The following is a 17,122-nucleotide window of genomic DNA, read 5'->3' as shown; positions in this document are numbered from 1 at the left end:
CGGCTTGCTACGCCTGCCTGATCGCGATCAGGCTGCGGCGGATGCGCCGGCCGCGTTCGATCTTGTCCTCGATATAGGCATTGTCGCCCCAGCGGACCGCGCGCGCCATCGCCGTCATGTCCTCGGTGAAGCGCTGGGTCATCTCGAGCAGCGCCTCGCGGTTGTTGAGGAAGATGTCGCGCCACATCACGGGGTCGGAGGCGGCGATGCGCGTGAAGTCGCGGAAGCCGGAGGCGGCGAAGCGCAGCACGTCCTTCATCGACTGGTCCTGCAGGTCGTCGGCGGTGCCGCAGATCGTGAAGGCGATCAGGTGCGGCAGATGGCTGACGATCGCCATCACGCGGTCGTGGTGGCCGGGCTCCATCACCTCGACCATCGAGCCCGCACGGCGCCAGAGCTCGGCGATCCTCTCCACCGCGGCCTCGTCCGTCCCGGGCGGCGGGGTGAGGATCGCGTAGCGGCCTTCGAACAGCTCGGCGAAGCCTGACTCCGGGCCGGAATGTTCCGTTCCGGCGACAGGGTGGGCGGGCACGAAATGCACGCCCTCCGGCACCAGCGGCCCGACGTCGCGGATCACGCTCTGCTTGGTCGAGCCGACATCGGTCAGGATCGCATCCTTCGCCAGATGCGGCGCGATCGCGGCGGCGACGTCGGCATAGGCGCCGACGGGGGTGCAGAGGATCACGCAGTCCGCCCCCTCGACCGTCGCGCCGGGATCGGCGAGCACGCGGTCGGCGAGCCCGAGCCGCTCGACGGTCGCGCGGGTCCGTTCGGTGCGGGCGGTGGCGACGATCTCGCCGGCGATGTCGCCGCGCCGGCGTGCGAGGCGCGCGATCGACGAGCCGATCAGCCCGACGCCGATCAGCGCGAGCCTCCTGAACAGCGGTTCAGTCATGCGCGGTGGCGCGATCGGCGCGCTGCATGAACTCGGCCGCGGCCTCGGCGACCGCCTCCATCTCCTCCTGCGTGCCGATGGTGATGCGCAGCATCCCGGGCAGGCCGTAGCCCCCCATGCCGCGGACGATGATGCCGCGCGCGCGGAAGGCCGCGTCGGCCTCGGCCGCGCTGCGTCCGACCGCACCGAAATCGGCGAGCAGGAAGTTGCCGTGCGTGCCGTGCACCGGCACGCCGGTGCTCTCCAGCGCCTGGGCGAGCCAGGGCCTCCAGCGGCGGTTGTGCGCACGCGAGGCGGCGACGTGCTCGCTGTCCGCGAGGGCCGCGATCGCGGCGGCCTGGGCGGGGCGCGAGGCGTTGAACGGGCTGCGGATGCGGTTCAGCACGTCCGCCACCGCCGGCGGCGCGTAGGCCCAGCCGAGCCGCAGCCCGCCGAGCCCGTAGATCTTGCTGAAGGTGCGCGTCATGACGGTGTTGGCGCCGGCATCGACCAGGTCGATCACGACCGTGCCGCGCGGGTCGTCCAGATACTCGGCATAGGCGAGGTCGAGCACGAGCAGGACGCTCTCGGGCAGGCGCGCGCGCAGCCGGGCGATCTCGCTCCAGGGCACGAGCGTGCCGGTGGGATTGTTCGGATTGGCGAGGAAGACGAGGGTGGTGCGCGGCGAGACGGCGGCGAGGATCGCGTCCACGTCGGCGGTGAGGTTCCGTTCCTCGACCGTCACCACCGTCGAGCCGGCATAGCGCGCATAGAGCGGGTGCATGGCGAAGGCGTGGCGCGTGACGATCGTCTCCGTCCCCGGCCCGCCATAGCCCTGGGCGAGCAGGCAGAGCAGGTCGTCCGAGCCCGCGCCGCAGACGATCCGGGCCGGATCGAGCCGCCACGCCGCGCCGATCGCCTCGCGCAGCGCGGTCGCGCCGCCGTCGGGATAGCGGTGGATCTCGCCCGCCTCGGCGCGATACGCCTCCAGAGCGCGCTTGGACGGGCCCAGCGCGCCCTCGTTCGACGAGAGCTTGATGACACGGTTCGCGCCGGCGACCTTCGACTCGCCGCCGACATAGGGCTCGATCTCGAGGATGGAGGGGCGCGGAAGCGGCGGCATGGGGGTCACTCCATCGTGGCGGCGAAGGCGTGCTCGGGCGGCGGTACGGGCCAGGCGCCGATCACCACCGGGCGGACGAGCCCCGTCTCCGCGAGCGCGGCGAGGCGCGGATCGCGCGCCTCGACCAGCCCGTCCACCTCGGCCAGGCAGGCGGTGGGCGCGCGCTCGGCGCGGTGCAGCACCAGGCCGAGGGGCTTGAACCCGGCGGCGCCGACCAGTTCGTGCAGGCGCGCGCGGCTGAAATCGGGGTCGGCCTCGAAGGCGACCAGCGAGCGGTCCTCGCCCGAGGCTTCGGGCTGAAGCGCGGCGACCACCAGCGCCTGGGCGCGTGGCGCGCCCTCGCGGCGCAGCGTGACGAAGGGGAGCCGTGCGACCACCGAGAGCCCCGCGCCGTCGCCGCGCATCAGCGCGATCCACCACGGGTCGTTGGCCCCTTCCGCGTTCGGATCGTCCTGCGGCAGCGGCAGCACGCCGACCGCGGCCTCGCCGGCGCCGACCGCATGCAGCACCTGGGCGGTGGAGCGCATCCAGCGCAGCGGCACGGCGGTGCCGAAATGCTCGCGCGCGAGCGCCACGTGGCCCGATCCGGCCTCCGGGCTCCAGACGGCGACCGGGAAGGGCGCCTGGATCAGCGTCATGCCCATGATCATCTCGCGCCACATGCCGATCACGGTGGCCCTGGGCAGCGGGCCGCGGTGGTCGGCGAGCAGGCGGCGCATGATCCCGGCCTCGCGCGCGGGCCGGAACGGCGTGCCGGACTTGAGGCGCAGCCTGGCCAGGCTGGCGACGACCTCGGCACGGCGCATCACGTGGTGGTGGATCAGCGCGTCCAGCCGGTCGATCTCGGCGCGCAGGCCGGCTAGGCGTTCGGGGCCGGGCCAGGCGGGGTCGCCGGGTTCGGCCTCGGCGTCGGGCGCGGGAGTGGGGTCGGCGGGCATGGCGGAGGCATAGCGGAAGCCGCGCGGGACGCAAGCGCGGCGCGCTCCTCCGCAGGCGCGCGCGCGAGCCCCTGCTACCGCTGGTCGGCGGCGATCCGGATGCCGAGCCCGACCAGCACCGTGCCGGCCACGGCCTCGATGCTGCGGCGGATCGTCGGCCGATGCAGCACGTCGCCGGCCTTGGCGATCGCGGCGGCGTAGAGGGCGAGCCAGAGAAGGGTCATGACCGCGAAGACGATGCCGAGCAGCAGCAGTGCGCCGAACGTCGCGCCCTCGGCGGGGACGAATTGCGGCAGCAGGCTCGCGAAGAACACGGCCATCTTCGGATTGCCGAGATCGCTGACCACGCCCTGGGCGAAGGCCGCGCGCCGGCCGAGCCGCCGCGCCTGGCCGCGCCCCGGCCGTTCCGCCGCAGGCCACGCGGATGGCCGGATGGCCTCCCTCAGCGCCTGCAGGCCGAGGAAGACGAGGAACGCGGCGCCGGCGTATTTCACGGCCGTGAACAGCGGTTCGGATGCCACCAGCAGGGCGACGATCCCGGCGCTGGTGGCGACCGCCCAGATGGTCTGGCCGACGGCGACACCGAGCGCGGTCGACAGCCCTGCAGCGCGGCCGCCGAGCAGGGTGTTGCGGATGGTCACGGCCGTATCGGGGCCGGGCGTGACGATGACCACCGCGGAGACGCCGAGAAAGGCCAGGAACGTGCTCATCGGACCGTCTCCTTCCGCATCGGCTCGGTCGGCGCACGGCACGACGCTACGCGGCCATCGCGATCGCTGCCATTCCGCGCCCGAGGAGATGACATGACCGGACCGCAATCCTCCCTCGATCGCATTGCACCCGGCCGCGCGCGGGCCTAGTGATCGCGCATGGCCGAGACCGTCCGCGCCCCGCTCGCGACCGCCGGGATCACCCACCAGCGCGTGGTGTTCCCCGAGGGGCTGGCGCTCGACTGCGGCGTGGTGCTGCGGCCGCTGGTGGTCGCCTACCGGACCTATGGCCGGCTGAACGACGCGAAGTCGAACGCGATCCTCGTCTGCCATGCGCTGACGGGCGACCAGTACGTGGCCGAAACCCATCCCGTCACCGGCAAGCCCGGCTGGTGGACGAGCATGGTGGGGCCCGGCCTGCCGGTCGATACCGACCGCTTCTTCGTGATCTGCGCCAATGTGCTGGGCGGCTGCATGGGCTCATCGGGCCCGCGCGAGGAGATGACGGATGCGGAGGGCCGGCCGCAGGGCCGCCCCTGGGGCATGCAGTTCCCCCCCGTCACCATCCGCGACATGGTGCGCGCGCAGGCGAAGCTGCTCGACCATCTCGGCGTGCCGAAGCTCTTTTCGGTGATCGGCGGCTCGATGGGCGGGATGCAGGTGCTGGAATGGGCGGCGCTCCATCCCGGGCGCGTGTTCAGCGCCATCCCGATCGCCACCGCAACGCACCATTCGGCGCAGAACATCGCCTTCCACGAGATCGGGCGCCAGGCGATCAACGCCGATCCGGACTTCCACGGCGGCGAGTACTGGAAGCACGGCGTGGTGCCGGCGCGCGGCCTGGCGGTGGCGCGCATGACCGCGCACATCACGTATCTGTCCGAGGAGGCGCTGACCCGCAAGTTCGGCCGCCGCCTGCGCACGGGGCCGATGCTGACCTTCTCGAACGACCTGTTCGAGGTGGAGTCCTACCTCCAGTACCAGGGCTCGTCCTTCGTTCAGCGTTTCGATGCAAACTCGTATCTCTCGATCACGCGCGCGATGGACTATTTCGACCTCGCCGCCGAGCATGGTGGGTCGGTGGCGGCGGCGTTCCGCAACACGCCGGTGCGGTTCTGCGTGATCTCGTTCTCCTCCGACTGGCTGTTCCCGACCGCGATGAGCCGCGAGATCGTGCGTGCCCTGAACGCGGTGGCGGCGAACGTGTCGTTCGTCGAGATCACCTCCGACAAGGGGCATGATGCGTTCCTGCTGGACGAGCCGGACCTGTTCCGCACGGTGAGCGGGTTCCTGGCGGGGGCGGCGGAGCGGTGGCGGTGAGTTGGTTGCCCTCCGAGGGCGCTCGACCCCGTCGAGCGCGTGACAGCCGGACGCCATGTCCGGCGTTGCGTGCCAAGGCTGCGCCTTCGGCGCACCGCGCGCAGCGCGGCTGCGGCCTTGACACGCAACGGCGGACATGGCCGTGGGCATCCATTGCCTTCCGCAGAGCGGAAGGCTCCTTCTGTCGCCTTACCCGACACGCCCATGCCTGAGGGCCTCGCCCCCGCTCCGCGCACCGGCCGCCCGCTCGCCGACCGGCTCGACCTGCGCCTGATCGCCGAGATGGTGGAACCGCGCGCGCGCGTGCTCGACATCGGCTGCGGCGACGGCGCCCTGCTCGACATCCTGGTGCACGAGAAGGACGTGGACGGGCGGGGGATCGAGCTCGACATGGCGCTCGTCACCGCCGCGGTCGCGCACGGCCTGCCGGTGATCCACGCGGATGCCGACACCGACCTCGCCTTCTACCCGGATGCCGCGTTCGACTACGTGATCCTCTCGCGCACGCTCCAGGCGACCGAACGGCCGCGCGAGGTGCTGGCGCAGATGCTGCGCATCGGCAGGCGCGCGATCGTCAGCTTCCCGAATTTCGGCCACTGGCAGGTGCGGCTGAAGCTCCTGCTGACGGGGCGGATGCCGCGCACCAAGGCGCTGGACCGCGCCTGGTACGACACGCCGAACATCCACCTCTGCACGATCAGCGACTTCTTCGCGCTCTGCGAGGCCGACGGCTACCGCGTCGAGCGCTGGCTCGGCGTGGACGAGGCCGGGCGGAAGACGCCGTGGCGGCGCAACCGATGGCTCGCGAACCTGTTCGCCGAGCAGGGGCTGTTCCTGCTGACGCGGGAGTAAGGGGGGGGCGCGAAGCGGCCGAGCCGCGGCTCAGGCCGCCTGGCGGGCGGCAGGGGTGTTCCCGAGCGCGTCGAGGAGCCGCAGCACCTCGGCCGAGGCCTCCTCGACCCTGGCGATCGCCGAAAGCGCCTCCTCGCCGCGGCCTTCCGTGAACAGCCGTGCGGCGGTCTTGCCGTGTTCGTGCACGGCCTGGTGCGGACGCTCCAGTTCGGCGAAGGCGGGCTCGCAGCGGAACGGCATCGACGCCTCGCCATAGTACCATTTTCCGAGCCGGCAGGAGCGATGGTCGGCGAGCTCATCGGCCTTGAGCTTGACCCGCCCTGCCGCCATCGCCACCAGGCGCCGCTTCCACATGACATGGTCGGCCTTGGCCAGGGTGATGATCTTGCCCGGGAACTCGGCGGCGCCGGCACGCTTGAGCTGACGAGCCATGGCCGTATCGAGACGATCGAAGGAATCGGCCATCGCGTCCACCGCCTGTGACGTCTCCTTCGCCATCGCCGCCACGCGGCCGATGCTTCCGGCGATCTCGCTGGTCGCCTGCGCCTGCTGCGAGACCGCCTCGGCGATCTCGCGGATGCTGCGCGTCGCGGCGTCGATGCGGGCGCCGGCGGCGGCCACGTCGGTGCCGAGGCGCTCCATGCGCTCGCGCCCGTCGCGGGCGAGATCGTCGCAGCGGGCCATGCCCTCGACCACGGCGCCGACGCGGGCGAGCAGCCCGTCGATCCGGCGGCGGATATCCTCGGTCGCCTGCGCCGTCTGCTGGGCGAGGGTCTTCACCTCGTTGGCGACGACCGCGAAGCCGCGTCCCGCCTCGCCGGCGCGCGCCGCCTCGATCGTGGCGTTGAGGGCGAGCAGCCGCGTCTGCGCCGCGATGGTCTCGATCGCCTTGACGATGCCTCCGATCTCCTCCGAGGCCCGGCCCAGCTCGCGCACCTCGGCGCTGTTGCGCTGCACCAGCGCGGCAAGCCCCTCGATCGCCTCGATCGTCGCGCGCGTCTGCCCGACGCTCGCACGCATCGCCTGCTCGGCCTCGCCGGCAGCTGCGGCCGCCGCCTTGGCGGAGACGTCGATGCTGTCGACTGTCGCCACCATCTCCTGCGTCGCCGCGGCCATGGCGGAGGCGTTCTCGCTCACCCCGCGCGCGGGCGCGACGAGACGGGCGGCGACGATGCCGAGCTCATTGGCGACGATCGCGCTGTCCACCACCTCGGCCGCGTAGGCGGCCGAGGTGGCCGCCAGGGCGCGTGCCAGGTCGGCGAAGGCCTGCTGATGGGGGCCGGGCGGGGCTTCGACCGAGAAGTCGGACCGGGCGAGGGCATCGAGGAACCGGGTGAGCGCGGTCTGTTCGGCTGCCGTGGCGCTGGCCGGGACGGTCTCGAAGCTCGCGACCGAGTGGCGGAGACGCTGCAGGGTGGCCATGGGCGGCTGTTCCTCCGGTCAAGGGATGCGCCATAACCTGACGTGACGTCTTCAACGATTGGTAAACCTGCATCGTCCCGACGCGGCGCAAGATGCGTGGTGCTGCGCCGGATGCCCGTCATTTGACTTCCCCCACGGCCCTCCCCAGACTCGGTGTTTCCCGCGGCGTCCGCCCGGGAAACCGCAACCGGATCGAGGATCGTAGAGACCCCGTGATCACGCCCCTGATGCCGACCTACAACCGCGCCGACCTCGCCTTCGCGCGGGGCGAGGGCGCGCGTCTGTGGACGGTGGACGGGCGACGTTTCCTCGATTTCGGTGCCGGCATCGCCACCTCCTCGCTCGGCCACGCGCATCCCCACCTGGTGCGCACCATCGCCGAGCAGGCGGGGCGCGTGATGCACGTCTCCAACCTCTACCGCATCCCCGAGGCCGAGCGCCTCGCCGCCCGCCACGTCGAAGCCTCCTTCGCCGACAGCGTCTTCTTCTGCAACTCGGGCGCCGAGGCGAACGAGGGCATGATCAAGGCCATGCGCAAGACCATGGCCGAGACCGGCCGGCCCGAACGCTTCCGCATCATCACCTTCGAGGGCGCGTTCCACGGCCGCACTCTCGCCACCCTTGCCGCCACCGGCAACGCCAAGTACCTCGACGGGTTCGGGCCCAAGGTGGACGGGTTCGACCAGGTGCCGTTCGGCAACATGAACGCGGTGCGCGACGCGATCGGCCCGGCCACCGCCGGCATCCTGATCGAGCCCGTGCAGGGCGAGGGCGGCGTCCGCCCGGCCGAGCTCCGCTTCCTGCGCGACCTCCGCGCCACCTGCGACGAGTTCGGCCTGCTGCTCGGCCTCGACGAGGTGCAGATCGGCATGGGCCGGTCCGGCAGGCTCTGGGCGCACCAGTGGGCGGGGATCGAGCCGGACGTGATGTCCTCCGCCAAGGGCATCGGCGGCGGCTTCCCGCTCGGCGCGATCCTGGCCAAGGAGCATGTGGCGAAGCATCTCAAGCCCGGCACGCACGGCACCACCTACGGCGGCAACCCGCTCGCCTGCGCCGCCGGCAACGCGGTGCTGGACGTGATCCTCGCCCCCGGCTTCCTCGACGGCGTCGATCGCGTCGCGCGCCATCTCTGGCGCAGCCTGCTCGCGCTCCAGGCCCGCCACGCCGAGCTGGTCGAGGACGTGCGCGGCGCCGGCCTGCTGGTCGGGCTCAGGCTGCGCGAGCCGCTCGTCAACACCGACCTCCAGGCCGCCGCGGTGGCCGAGGGGCTGCTGACGGTCGCGGCGGGGATGAACGTGCTGCGCCTCGCGCCCCCGCTGATCATCACCGAGGCCGAGGCCGACGAGGCGGTCGATCTGCTCGACCGGGCGCTGAAGCGGGCGAAGGCGGCGCTCGCCCCGGCACAGGCGGCCGAATGAGCGCGCAGGCGGCGGTCAGGCTGACACCGCGCCGCGGCGAGGCCGCACCGCCGCCTGCGCCGCCGCGCCACTTCCTCGACATCTCGGCGTTCGATCACGCCACGCTGCGGCGCATCCTCGAGCTCGGCGCGAGCTTCAAGTCGGGCACCGGGCCGCTCGCGGCGCGCCCGCTCGCGGGCCGCACCCTCGCGCTGATCTTCGAGAAGCCCTCGACGCGCACGCGCGTCAGCTTCGAGGTGGCGATGAGGCGGCTCGGTGGCGACGTGGTCGTGCTCTCGGCGAAGGAGATGCAGCTCGGCCGCGGCGAGACGGTCGCCGACACCGCGCGCGTGCTCTCGCGCTACGTGGACGCGATCATGCTGCGCACCGACAGCGCCTCGAAGCTGGACGAGCTTGCGGGGGCCGCGACCGTGCCGGTGATCAACGGGCTGACCGACCAGTCGCACCCGTGCCAGATCATGGCCGACGTGATGACCTTCGAGGAGCACAAGGGCCCGATCGGGGGCCGCGTGGTGGCGTGGTGCGGCGACGGCAACAACGTCGCGCGGAGCTGGATCCATGCCGCCGCGCGGTTCGGCTTCACGCTGCGGCTCGCGACCCCCGAGGCGCTCCGCCCGCCGGCGGAGCTGCTCGCCTGGGCGCGCGAGCAGGGGGCCGCGATCGAGGTGACGGAAGATCCCGTCGCGGCCGTGCGCGGCGCGGATGCGGTCGTCACCGACACCTGGGTCAGCATGAACGACGCGCCCGGCACGAACCGGCACAACCTCCTCAAGCCCTACCAGGTGAACGAGGCGCTGATGGCGGCGGCGCCGGAGGCGATCTTCATGCACTGCCTGCCCGCGCATCGCGGCGAGGAAGTGACCGACGGCGTGATGGACGGGCCGCAGTCCGTGGTGTTCGACGAGGCCGAGAACCGCCTGCATGCCCAGGCCGGCGTGCTCGCCTGGTGCCTCGAGCCCGCGGTGGCGAGACGATGATTCCCGGGGGCGAGGCAGAGCCGGGCCGCGCCCCCGTTCCGATCCTGACCGTTCCGTCAGCGGTCCGGCCGTTCTATCTCGAGGCCGCACCCGCGCGCGGCCAGCTCGTCCGCCTGGGCCCGCTGGCGGATGCGTTGCTGACGCGCCACGCGCTGCCCGATGTGGTGGCGCAGCTGCTTGGCGAGGCGCTGGCGCTGACCGCAGGTCTGGCGGCGGCCTTGAAGTTCGAGGGATCCTTCTCGCTGCAGGCGCGCGGCGACGGGCCGGTGGGGATGCTGCTGGCCGACTGCACCGGCCGGGGCGCCCTGCGCGGCTATGCGCGCATCGACGCGGCCGCGCTCGCGCGGTTCGACGGCGCGCCCTCGGCCGCACGGCTTCTGGGCGCAGGCCATCTCGCCTTCACGGTCGATCAGGGGCCCGAGATGGACCGCTACCAGGGCATCGTGCCGCTGGAGGGATCGAGCCTTGCCGATCTCGCGCACACTTGGTTCCGCACCAGCCAGCAGGTGGAGGCGGCGGTGAAGCTCGTCGCCGCGCGCACGCCGGCCGGCTGGCGCGCGAGCGCCCTCCTGCTGGAGCGCATCGCCTTCGCCGGCGGCGGACGCCGCCGCACGCCGGAGGACGACGACGAAGCTTGGCGCACCGCGGTGATGCTGGCCGGCAGCGCGACCGGGGCCGAGCTCCTCGACGAGGGTCTGCCCGCCGAGCGCCTCCTGTGGCGGCTGTTCCACGAGCTCGACCCGCGCATCCAGCACGCCAAGCCCGTCTCCTTCGGCTGCCGCTGCTCGCGCGAGCGGATCGAGCGCGTGCTCGCCGGGTTCGGCTCGGCGGAGCTCGACCAGATGGCCGAGGATGGGGCGATCACGGTCACCTGCGAGTTCTGCAACGTTGACTTCCGCTTCGACCGTGGCGATGTGGGGGCGGCGTCGCCGGCGGATGGCGGCGCGGCCTGACGGGGGCAGGAGGCCGCATGGTGGGCAGGCGTTGGGTGATCGCGCTCGGCGCGGTGCTGGCGGGCTGCGCGGGGCCGGCGGAGGCGCCGCGGCCGGTGATCCGCCCCTTCGACTACTCCCATCTGACCCCCATCAAGCTGGATGTCGCCACGGTGGAGGTGGTGGACCAGTGGGTGCCGCCGCGCGCACCACCCCATGTCGATCACCGCGCGCCGATCGAGCCGCGCGAGGCCCTGCGGCGCATGCTGGCCGATCGCGTGCAGGCCTGGGGCAATCGCGGCCGCGCGCGCGCCCTCATCACCGAGGCAAGCCTGGTCGAGCAGCGCCTGCCGCGCGAGGGTGGGCTCGGCGCGATGTTCACCACACAGCAGTCCGAGCGCTACGTGCTGACGCTCTCGGTACGGCTCGAGGTGGAGGGCGGCGAGGGCCGCGGCGGCGGGTCGGCCCAGGCGACGGTGACGCGCTCGCGCACGGTCGCCGAGGGCACGTCGCTCGCGGCGCGCGAGGCGGTCTGGTACGAGATGCTGCGCTCGGCGATGGACGACCCGCAGGGCATGAACGTGGAGTTCGAGTTCCAGGTGCGACGCGCGCTGCGGCCGTTCATCGTGCCGGAGGGCACGCCGCGTCCGCCGCCCGGCGGCACGATCGAGACGCAGGAGCTCGCGCCGCCGCCCGGGGCGACGGCACCGGCGCCGGCCGGCGGGACCCTCGGCACGGTGCCGGTGCGCTGAAGGACGTGCGCTCAGGGGCGTGCGGCTACTGGGGAGAGGGCAGGATGGCAGTGCTTCAGTTCGTCAACCCGCCGGGCGTGCACGACCCGGCCGGGCGCTACAGCCATGTCGCGGTGGCGACCGGCGCGACACGCTGGGTGCTGCTGGCAGGCCAGGTCGGCGCGCGCCCCGACGGGTCGGTGCCGGAGGAGATCGGCGCCCAGTGCGACCAGGCGCTCGCGAACCTGCTGACGCTGCTGCGCGCGCAGGGGCTCGGCCCCGATTCGATCGCGAAGATCACGGTGTTCCTCACGGACGCGTCCTACATCCCGGCTTGGCGCGAGGCGCGCGCCAAGGCGTTCGGCTCGATCACGCCGCCGGCCTCGACGCTGCTGATCGTCGCCGGCCTGGCGTCGCCGCAGTTCAAGGTCGAGGTCGAGGCGATCGCATGCGGTTGACCGGATAGGGGGAGCGGGGGAAAGGGGCGGCATTCCGGTGCTTCGCTGGCCCGGCGGCCAGCGACGCGCGGCCCTCTCCCCGATGGTGTGCTGTGGGCCCCGAGCTCGATCGTCTGATCTCGCTGCTGGCGAAGCTGCCGGGCCTGGGCCCGCGCAGCGCGCGGCGTGCGGCGCTGGCGTTGATCCAGAAGCGCGAGGGGCTGTTGCGGCCCCTGGCGGCCGCGCTCGAGGCGGCCGCCGCCGCGATCCGTCCCTGTTCCGTCTGCGGCAATCTCGACAGCACGGACCCGTGCGGCATCTGCGCCGATGATCGGCGCGACCGTTCGGTGATCTGCGTCGTGGAGTCGGTCGGCGATCTCTGGGCGCTCGAGCGCGCCGGCGCGCATCGCGGGCTCTATCACGTGCTCGGCGGGACGCTGTCGGCAATCGGCGGACGGGGGCCCGAGGACCTGACGATCCCCCAGCTCCTGCGCCGCGTCGCCGCGGGCGGCGTGTCGGAGGTGATCCTCGCCCTCGGCGCGACCGTGGACGGCCAGGCGACGGCGCATCTCGTGGCGGACCGGCTGCGTCCATTGAATGTGGAGGTGACGCGACTCGCGCATGGCGTGCCTGTGGGGGGCGAACTCGGCTATCTCGACGACGGAACGCTGGCGGCCGCACTAAGGGCGCGCCGGCCGGCGTGATCATGGCGGCGTGAGGATGCCCACCACGGCGCCGGTCATCAGGCAGGCGAGCGTGCCGCCGATCACCGCGGGAACCCCGAGGCGGGCGATGTCCTCGCGCCGTTCCGGCACCAGTGCGATCAGTCCGCCGACCATGATGCCGAGGCTTCCCGGATTGGCGAAGCCGCAGAGCGCGTAGGCGAGGATGGTGCGGCTGCGCTCGTCCAGCGTCGCACCGCTGCGGGCGAGATCGAGATAGGCGACGAACTCGTTGATGATGGTCTTGAGGCCGAGCAGCCGCCCGGCCTCGGCGGCGTCGGCCGGTGCGATCCCCATGGCGAGCGCGAAGGGGCGCATGGCGATGCCGGCCCAGTGCTGAAGCGGCTCGCCAGCCAACGGAACGATCGCCTCGTCGAGCAGTGCGACGAGGGCGACGAACACGATCAGGGATGCGATCACGCCGAGCATGATCGCCAGCCCCTCGGCGGTACCGCGCGCGACCGCCTCCATCGAGGTGGCGTAGAGGCGCGGCGCGACGGCCTGCTCGGACGGTGTCGCGAGCGCGTCGGTCTCCGGGCGCATCAGCCGTGCGACCAGCACGGCGGCCGGCGCGCTGATCACGCTCGCGGTCAGCAGGTGGCCGGCGGCGTCGGGCAGGGCGTCGCGCAGGAAGATCGCGTAGATCGCGAGCGTGTTGCCGCTGATGGTCGCCATGCCGGCGGTCATCACCACGAACAGCTCGGCGCGGCTGAGCGCGGCAAGGTAGGGGCGCACCAGCAGGGGCGCCTCGACCATGCCGACGAAGATGTTGGCCGCGGTGGCGAAGCCCGCCGCGCCCGAGAGGGCGAAGCCGCGGCGGAGCACGCGCGCCAGCGCGCCGACCACCGCGGGCAGGATGCGCCAGTGGTAGAGCAGCGCCGACAGCGCGCCGACGACCAGGATCAGCGGCAGCACGCGGAAGGCGAGGATGAAGGAGGCTCCAGGGGCGGTCTCGGCGAAGGGCAGGGCACCCCCGCCGAGATAGCCGAACACCAGGCTCGTGCCGGCCTCGGTCGCGCGCTGCAGCGCATCGACCGCGCGGCCGATCGCGCCGATCGCGCGCCGCAGCGGCGGGATCGCGAGCAGCGCCGCGGCGACCGCGATCTGCAAGGCAAGACCCATCGTGATCATCCGCCACGGCATGGCGGTGCTGCGCGCCGCGAGCGCGCCCCAGCCCCAGGCGAGGCCGACAAAGCCCAGCAGGCCCAGCGCCGAGACGAGCTGCGCGCTCATGCGCGATCCATCATCGAGGCGGCGGCCGGACCCGCGGCCGGATGGTCGCGGCTCAATGGCGGAAATGCCGCATGCCGGTGAACACCATGGCAAGGCCCCGCGCGTCGGCGGCCGCGATCACCTCCGCGTCGCGCATCGACCCGCCGGGCTGGATCACCGCGGTGGCACCCGCCTCGGCGGCGGCGATCAGCCCGTCGGCGAAGGGGAAGAACGCATCGGAGGCGACCACCGAGCCCTCGGCGAGCGTCCCGGGGAGATTCGCCGCCCTCGCCGCCTCGGCCGCCTTCCAGGCGGCGATGCGCGCGGCATCGACGCGGCTCATCTGGCCTGCGCCGATGCCGACGGTCGCGCCGTCCTTCGCATAGACGATCGCGTTCGACTTCACATGCTTGGCCACCTGGAAGGCGAAGACGAGATCGGCGAGTTCCGCCTCGGTCGGCGCGCGCCTCGTCACCACCTTCAGCGTCTCGCGGGTCACTCGTCCGGCATCGCGGGTCTGAGCGAGCAGCCCGCCGCCGACGCTGCGCACCGTGGTGCCGGGGGCGGCCGGATCGGGCAGTCCGTGCGCGAGCAGCAGGCGCAGGTTCTTCCTGCGCGCGAACACTGCCTTCGCCGCGTCGGAGGCGTCGGGCGCGATCACCACCTCGGTGAAGATGGCGGCGATCCTCTCGGCGGTCGCTTCGTCCAGCGGGCGATTCGCCGCCACGATCCCGCCGAAGGCCGAGACCGGGTCGCAGCGCAGCGCGCGCTCCCAGGCGGTGGCGAGGTCGTGCGCGGTCGCCACCCCGCACGGATTGGCATGCTTGACGATGACGATCGCGGGCGCGTCGAACTCGGCGACGCACTCATAGGCCGCATCGGTGTCGTTGATGTTGTTGTAGGAAAGCTCCTTGCCCTGCACCTGGGTGGCGGTCGCGACACCCGGGCGGCGGTCGGTGACGTAGAACGCCGCCTGCTGGTGCGGGTTCTCGCCGTAGCGCAGCGTCTGCGCGAGCGCGCCCGCGAGCGTGAGCCGCGGCGGGAAGGCCGTGCCGTTCCGGTGCGCCAACCATGCGCCGATCGCCGCGTCGTAGGCCGCCGTGCGGGCATAGGCCTCGGCGGCGAGGCGGCGGCGCGTCGCCAGCGTGGTGCCGCCGTGCGCGGCGATCTCCTCCGTCACGGCAGGAAGCTGGGCGGGATCGGTGATCACCGTCACCCATTCGTGGTTCTTCGCCGCCGCGCGGATCAGGGCGGGGCCGCCGATGTCGATGTTCTCGACGCAGGTCTCGAACGAGGCATGGGCGGCAACCGTCTCTTCGAACGGATAGAGGTTCACCATCACCAGGTCGATCGGCGCGATGCCGTGCTCGGCCATCTGCGCCAGGTGGTGCGGGTCGTCGTGCCGGCCGAGGATGCCGCCATGGATCTGCGGCACGAGCGTCTTGACACGGCCGTCGAGGATCTCGGGGAAGCCGGAGAGGGCGGCGACGTCGGTGACCTCGAAGCCTGCGTCGCGCAGGCTCCGGGCCGTGCCGCCGGTGGAGACGAGGGCGACGCCGCGCGCGGCGAGGAGGCGGGCGAAGTCGGCGAGGCCGGACTTGTCGGAGACCGAGAGCAGGGCGCGGCGGAGGGGGACGAGACCTTCGGGCATGGGCGATCCTGGCGTTTGGCGGGGGGCTTGCGGCCCCCGCTCTATAGCCCCAAAGCCTCGATCTGGCGCGCGATCACCTTGGCCTCGTCGTACAGATCGAGCGCCCGCGCCCGCCCGGCGGCACCCATGCGCGCGCGCAGAGCCGGATCCGCCGCCAGTCGCCCCAGCGCCTTGGCCAGCGCGGCCGGATCGCGCACCGGCACCAGGAACCCGGTCTCGCCGTCCACCACCTGCTCGCGCGCCCCGCGAATCCGTGTCGCCACCACCGGCAGCCCCGTCATCATCGCCTCGATGATGCTGCGTGGCATGCCCTCGCGATGGCTCGGCAGCACGAACAGGTCGGCCCCACGCAGCAGGTCGGCGACATCCGTCCGATACCCCAGCAGTCTCAGCCGCGGCACCACGGCAGGGTCGTTCTCGGCGCGCTCGAGCGCCCCGGCGACGTCGCCCTCGTGGTCGCTCTCGAGCCGCGTGCCCACGCAGGCGAGCGTCAGCCCGGGCACGTGCGCCAGCGCCTCGAACAGCTCCGGATAGCCCTTCTCGGCCACCATCCGCCCGATCATCAGCGCGACCACGGCGTCATCCGGCACGCCCAGCGCGGCACGCGCCGCCGCGCGCTCGGCGGCCGTGCCGGGACGGAACACCGCCGGATCGACGCCGTTGCCGATCGCCAGCACCCGACCGCCAGGAGCGATCCGCTCGACGAGCGCGGTCTCGGCATCCTCCGCACTCTGGGTGAACAGAACGTCGGTGAAACGGCGCCCGAACCGCTCCAGGCCCACATGAAGCCGCCGCTTCGCCGGCGCCATCCCCTCGTGGAAGTAGAATCCGTGCGCGGTGTAGACGATGCGCGGGATGCCGGCGATCCGCCCGGCGATCCGCCCGAGCAGCCCGGCGAGCGGCGTGTGCACGTGCAGGAGATCGAAGCGCTCGCGGCGGAACAGGCGCAGGAGGGCGAGGAACGCCGGCACGCTCGCGACCGGATTCAGGCTGCGCGCGAAGGGCACGGGCTCGATGCGGAACCCCTCGGTGCGGGCGGGAGCAAGCTTCGGCCCGTCGGCGCAGATCCCGACCACCTCGTGGCCGCGCGCGCGCAGGCTGCGCATCAGCGGCAGCAGGAAATGCGTCAGCGAGAAATCGACATTGGTGAGCTGCGCGATCTTCACGCCCGCGCCTCCAGCCAGGCGGCGAGCATCAGCACGGCCCAGAGCGCGGCCGCGTGGTCGCGGTGGCCGGCGCGGTGTTCCTGCCAGAGCCGAGCCGCGCACGCACCATCGACCAGTCCCGATTCGCGCAGGCGGCGCGAGGCCAGCCGGTCCTCCGCCCAGTCGCGCAGCGGTCCGCGCAGCCAGGCGCCGACGGGGAAGGAGAAGCCGGTCTTCTCCCGCTCGAACAGCGGCCGCGGCAGGTGGCGCGCGAGCGCGTCGCGCAGCACCGCCTTGCCGCCGTCCGCGCGCACCAGCAGCCCAGGCGGCAGCGAGAACGCGAGCCGGATCATCGCCGGTGAGAGCATCGGAATGCGCACCTCGAGCGCCACGCTCATCGAGGCGCGATCGACCTTGGTCAGCACGTCGTCGTGCAGGTAGCCGGCGGCGTCGAGCGCGCGGAACCGCGCCAGCGGCTCCCCGGGCGCCTCGCCGTGCGGCGACACCACGCCGTCGGTGGTCGTCAGCCGCGCGTACGCGGCATCGAGGTCGCGCGACGCGAGCACGGAGGCGAGCTTGTGCAGCGTCTCGCCCGGCCGGCGCGGCGTGCCAGGCAGGCGACGCAGTGCGGCATCCCACCAGCCGGGCGGCACCGCGG

At 72.8% G+C, this 17,122-nt stretch carries 17 protein-coding genes; 8 read left to right on the top strand and 9 right to left on the bottom strand.

The features are described 5' to 3' along the window. Nucleotides 1-7: 7 nt before the first annotated feature. From FK498_RS06870 to FK498_RS06855, 4 genes are all read right to left on the bottom strand, one after another. Nucleotides 8-895 (bottom strand): prephenate/arogenate dehydrogenase family protein, encoded by an 888-nt coding sequence (locus FK498_RS06870; protein WP_141852904.1) that lies wholly within the window; start codon nucleotides 893-895, stop codon nucleotides 8-10. Beyond that, entirely contained in the window at nucleotides 888-1,997 is a 1,110-nt protein-coding gene (gene hisC, locus FK498_RS06865; protein ID WP_141852902.1) for a histidinol-phosphate transaminase, read from the bottom strand. Before hisC ends, FK498_RS06870 begins: the two co-directional genes overlap by 8 nt. A 5-nt stretch (nucleotides 1,998-2,002) precedes the next feature. Then, entirely contained in the window at nucleotides 2,003-2,935 is a 933-nt protein-coding gene (locus FK498_RS06860) for a chorismate mutase (protein WP_141852900.1), read from the bottom strand. A gap of 74 nt (nucleotides 2,936-3,009) precedes the next feature. Further along, entirely contained in the window at nucleotides 3,010-3,645 is a 636-nt protein-coding gene (locus FK498_RS06855; RefSeq protein ID WP_141852899.1) for a LysE family translocator, read from the bottom strand. A gap of 159 nt (nucleotides 3,646-3,804) precedes the next feature. Between FK498_RS06855 and FK498_RS06850 the strand changes: the two genes are divergently transcribed. Together FK498_RS06850 and metW are read left to right on the top strand one after the other, a co-directional pair. Then, nucleotides 3,805-4,965: a homoserine O-acetyltransferase gene (locus FK498_RS06850; RefSeq protein ID WP_141852897.1), complete on the top strand. Its 1,161-nt coding sequence runs from the start codon at nucleotides 3,805-3,807 to the stop codon at nucleotides 4,963-4,965. A gap of 204 nt (nucleotides 4,966-5,169) precedes the next feature. Continuing rightward, nucleotides 5,170-5,817 (top strand): methionine biosynthesis protein MetW, encoded by a 648-nt coding sequence (gene metW / locus FK498_RS06845; RefSeq protein ID WP_141852895.1) that lies wholly within the window; start codon nucleotides 5,170-5,172, stop codon nucleotides 5,815-5,817. A gap of 30 nt (nucleotides 5,818-5,847) precedes the next feature. On the opposite strand, the gene FK498_RS06840 is transcribed toward metW, so the two are convergent. After that, complete coding sequence (locus FK498_RS06840) at nucleotides 5,848-7,239, bottom strand: methyl-accepting chemotaxis protein (protein WP_141852892.1); 1,392 nt, start codon at nucleotides 7,237-7,239, stop codon at nucleotides 5,848-5,850. Between the two features lie 212 nt (nucleotides 7,240-7,451). On the opposite strand from FK498_RS06840, the gene FK498_RS06835 reads away from it, so the two are divergent. The 6 genes from FK498_RS06835 (at nucleotide 7,452) to recR (ending at nucleotide 12,438) form a co-directional block, all read left to right on the top strand. Beyond that, nucleotides 7,452-8,657, top strand: coding sequence for an aspartate aminotransferase family protein (locus FK498_RS06835; protein WP_202614774.1), 1,206 nt, complete (start codon nucleotides 7,452-7,454; stop codon nucleotides 8,655-8,657). Continuing rightward, nucleotides 8,654-9,634, top strand: a complete 981-nt coding sequence (gene argF / locus FK498_RS06830) for an ornithine carbamoyltransferase (protein ID WP_141852890.1) — start codon at nucleotides 8,654-8,656, stop codon at nucleotides 9,632-9,634. Before FK498_RS06835 ends, argF begins: the two co-directional genes overlap by 4 nt. Further along, nucleotides 9,631-10,587: an Hsp33 family molecular chaperone HslO gene (locus tag FK498_RS06825; protein WP_141852888.1), complete on the top strand. Its 957-nt coding sequence runs from the start codon at nucleotides 9,631-9,633 to the stop codon at nucleotides 10,585-10,587. Before argF ends, FK498_RS06825 begins: the two co-directional genes overlap by 4 nt. Before the next feature lie 17 nt (nucleotides 10,588-10,604). Continuing rightward, nucleotides 10,605-11,318, top strand: a complete 714-nt coding sequence (locus FK498_RS06820; RefSeq protein WP_141852886.1) for a hypothetical protein — start codon at nucleotides 10,605-10,607, stop codon at nucleotides 11,316-11,318. Between the two features lie 44 nt (nucleotides 11,319-11,362). Then, nucleotides 11,363-11,755 carry a RidA family protein gene (locus FK498_RS06815; protein ID WP_141852884.1) on the top strand — a complete coding sequence of 131 codons (393 nt, stop codon included), beginning with the start codon at nucleotides 11,363-11,365 and terminating at the stop codon, nucleotides 11,753-11,755. Nucleotides 11,756-11,847: 92 nt separating this feature from the next. Then, nucleotides 11,848-12,438: a recombination mediator RecR gene (gene recR, locus FK498_RS06810; RefSeq protein ID WP_141852882.1), complete on the top strand. Its 591-nt coding sequence runs from the start codon at nucleotides 11,848-11,850 to the stop codon at nucleotides 12,436-12,438. On the opposite strand, the gene FK498_RS06805 is transcribed toward recR, so the two are convergent. From FK498_RS06805 to FK498_RS06790, 4 genes are all read right to left on the bottom strand, one after another. Further along, nucleotides 12,439-13,689, bottom strand: a complete 1,251-nt coding sequence (locus tag FK498_RS06805) for a NupC/NupG family nucleoside CNT transporter (RefSeq protein WP_141852880.1) — start codon at nucleotides 13,687-13,689, stop codon at nucleotides 12,439-12,441. It lies immediately after the preceding gene. A gap of 52 nt (nucleotides 13,690-13,741) precedes the next feature. Continuing rightward, the gene (gene purH / locus FK498_RS06800) at nucleotides 13,742-15,319 is read right to left on the bottom strand and encodes a bifunctional phosphoribosylaminoimidazolecarboxamide formyltransferase/IMP cyclohydrolase (RefSeq protein WP_141852878.1); all 1,578 of its coding nucleotides are present in this window, start codon (nucleotides 15,317-15,319) and stop codon (nucleotides 13,742-13,744) included. 41 nt (nucleotides 15,320-15,360) lie between these two features. Next, a complete protein-coding gene (locus FK498_RS06795; RefSeq protein WP_141852876.1) occupies nucleotides 15,361-16,485 on the bottom strand; it encodes a glycosyltransferase family 4 protein in 1,125 nt (374 codons plus the stop codon). Next, nucleotides 16,482-17,122 (bottom strand): asparagine synthase-related protein (locus tag FK498_RS06790; RefSeq protein ID WP_237560861.1); only part of this gene is annotated, 641 nt, incomplete at its 5' end. The genes FK498_RS06790 and FK498_RS06795, both read right to left, overlap by 4 nt.

The organism is Elioraea sp. Yellowstone, from assembly GCF_006704265.1.
Classification (GTDB): Bacteria; Pseudomonadota; Alphaproteobacteria; order Acetobacterales; family Acetobacteraceae; genus Elioraea.
This window is presented reverse-complemented; position numbering and strand designations above follow the sequence as displayed.

Excerpts from the sequence above, each read along its gene's own strand:
- FK498_RS06870 (WP_141852904.1), bottom strand. The coding sequence starts at position 895 with ATGACTGAACCGCTGTTCAGGAGGCTCGCGCTGATCGGCGTCGGGCTG.
- hisC (WP_141852902.1), bottom strand. The coding sequence starts at position 1,997 with ATGCCGCCGCTTCCGCGCCCCTCCATCCTCGAGATCGAGCCCTATGTC.
- FK498_RS06860 (WP_141852900.1), bottom strand. The coding sequence starts at position 2,935 with ATGCCCGCCGACCCCACTCCCGCGCCCGACGCCGAGGCCGAACCCGGC.
- FK498_RS06855 (WP_141852899.1), bottom strand. The coding sequence starts at position 3,645 with ATGAGCACGTTCCTGGCCTTTCTCGGCGTCTCCGCGGTGGTCATCGTC.
- FK498_RS06850 (WP_141852897.1), top strand. The coding sequence starts at position 3,805 with ATGGCCGAGACCGTCCGCGCCCCGCTCGCGACCGCCGGGATCACCCAC.
- metW (WP_141852895.1), top strand. The coding sequence starts at position 5,170 with ATGCCTGAGGGCCTCGCCCCCGCTCCGCGCACCGGCCGCCCGCTCGCC.
- FK498_RS06840 (WP_141852892.1), bottom strand. The coding sequence starts at position 7,239 with ATGGCCACCCTGCAGCGTCTCCGCCACTCGGTCGCGAGCTTCGAGACC.
- argF (WP_141852890.1), top strand. The coding sequence starts at position 8,654 with ATGAGCGCGCAGGCGGCGGTCAGGCTGACACCGCGCCGCGGCGAGGCC.
- FK498_RS06825 (WP_141852888.1), top strand. The coding sequence starts at position 9,631 with ATGATTCCCGGGGGCGAGGCAGAGCCGGGCCGCGCCCCCGTTCCGATC.
- FK498_RS06820 (WP_141852886.1), top strand. The coding sequence starts at position 10,605 with ATGGTGGGCAGGCGTTGGGTGATCGCGCTCGGCGCGGTGCTGGCGGGC.
- FK498_RS06815 (WP_141852884.1), top strand. The coding sequence starts at position 11,363 with ATGGCAGTGCTTCAGTTCGTCAACCCGCCGGGCGTGCACGACCCGGCC.
- FK498_RS06805 (WP_141852880.1), bottom strand. The coding sequence starts at position 13,689 with ATGAGCGCGCAGCTCGTCTCGGCGCTGGGCCTGCTGGGCTTTGTCGGC.
- purH (WP_141852878.1), bottom strand. The coding sequence starts at position 15,319 with ATGCCCGAAGGTCTCGTCCCCCTCCGCCGCGCCCTGCTCTCGGTCTCC.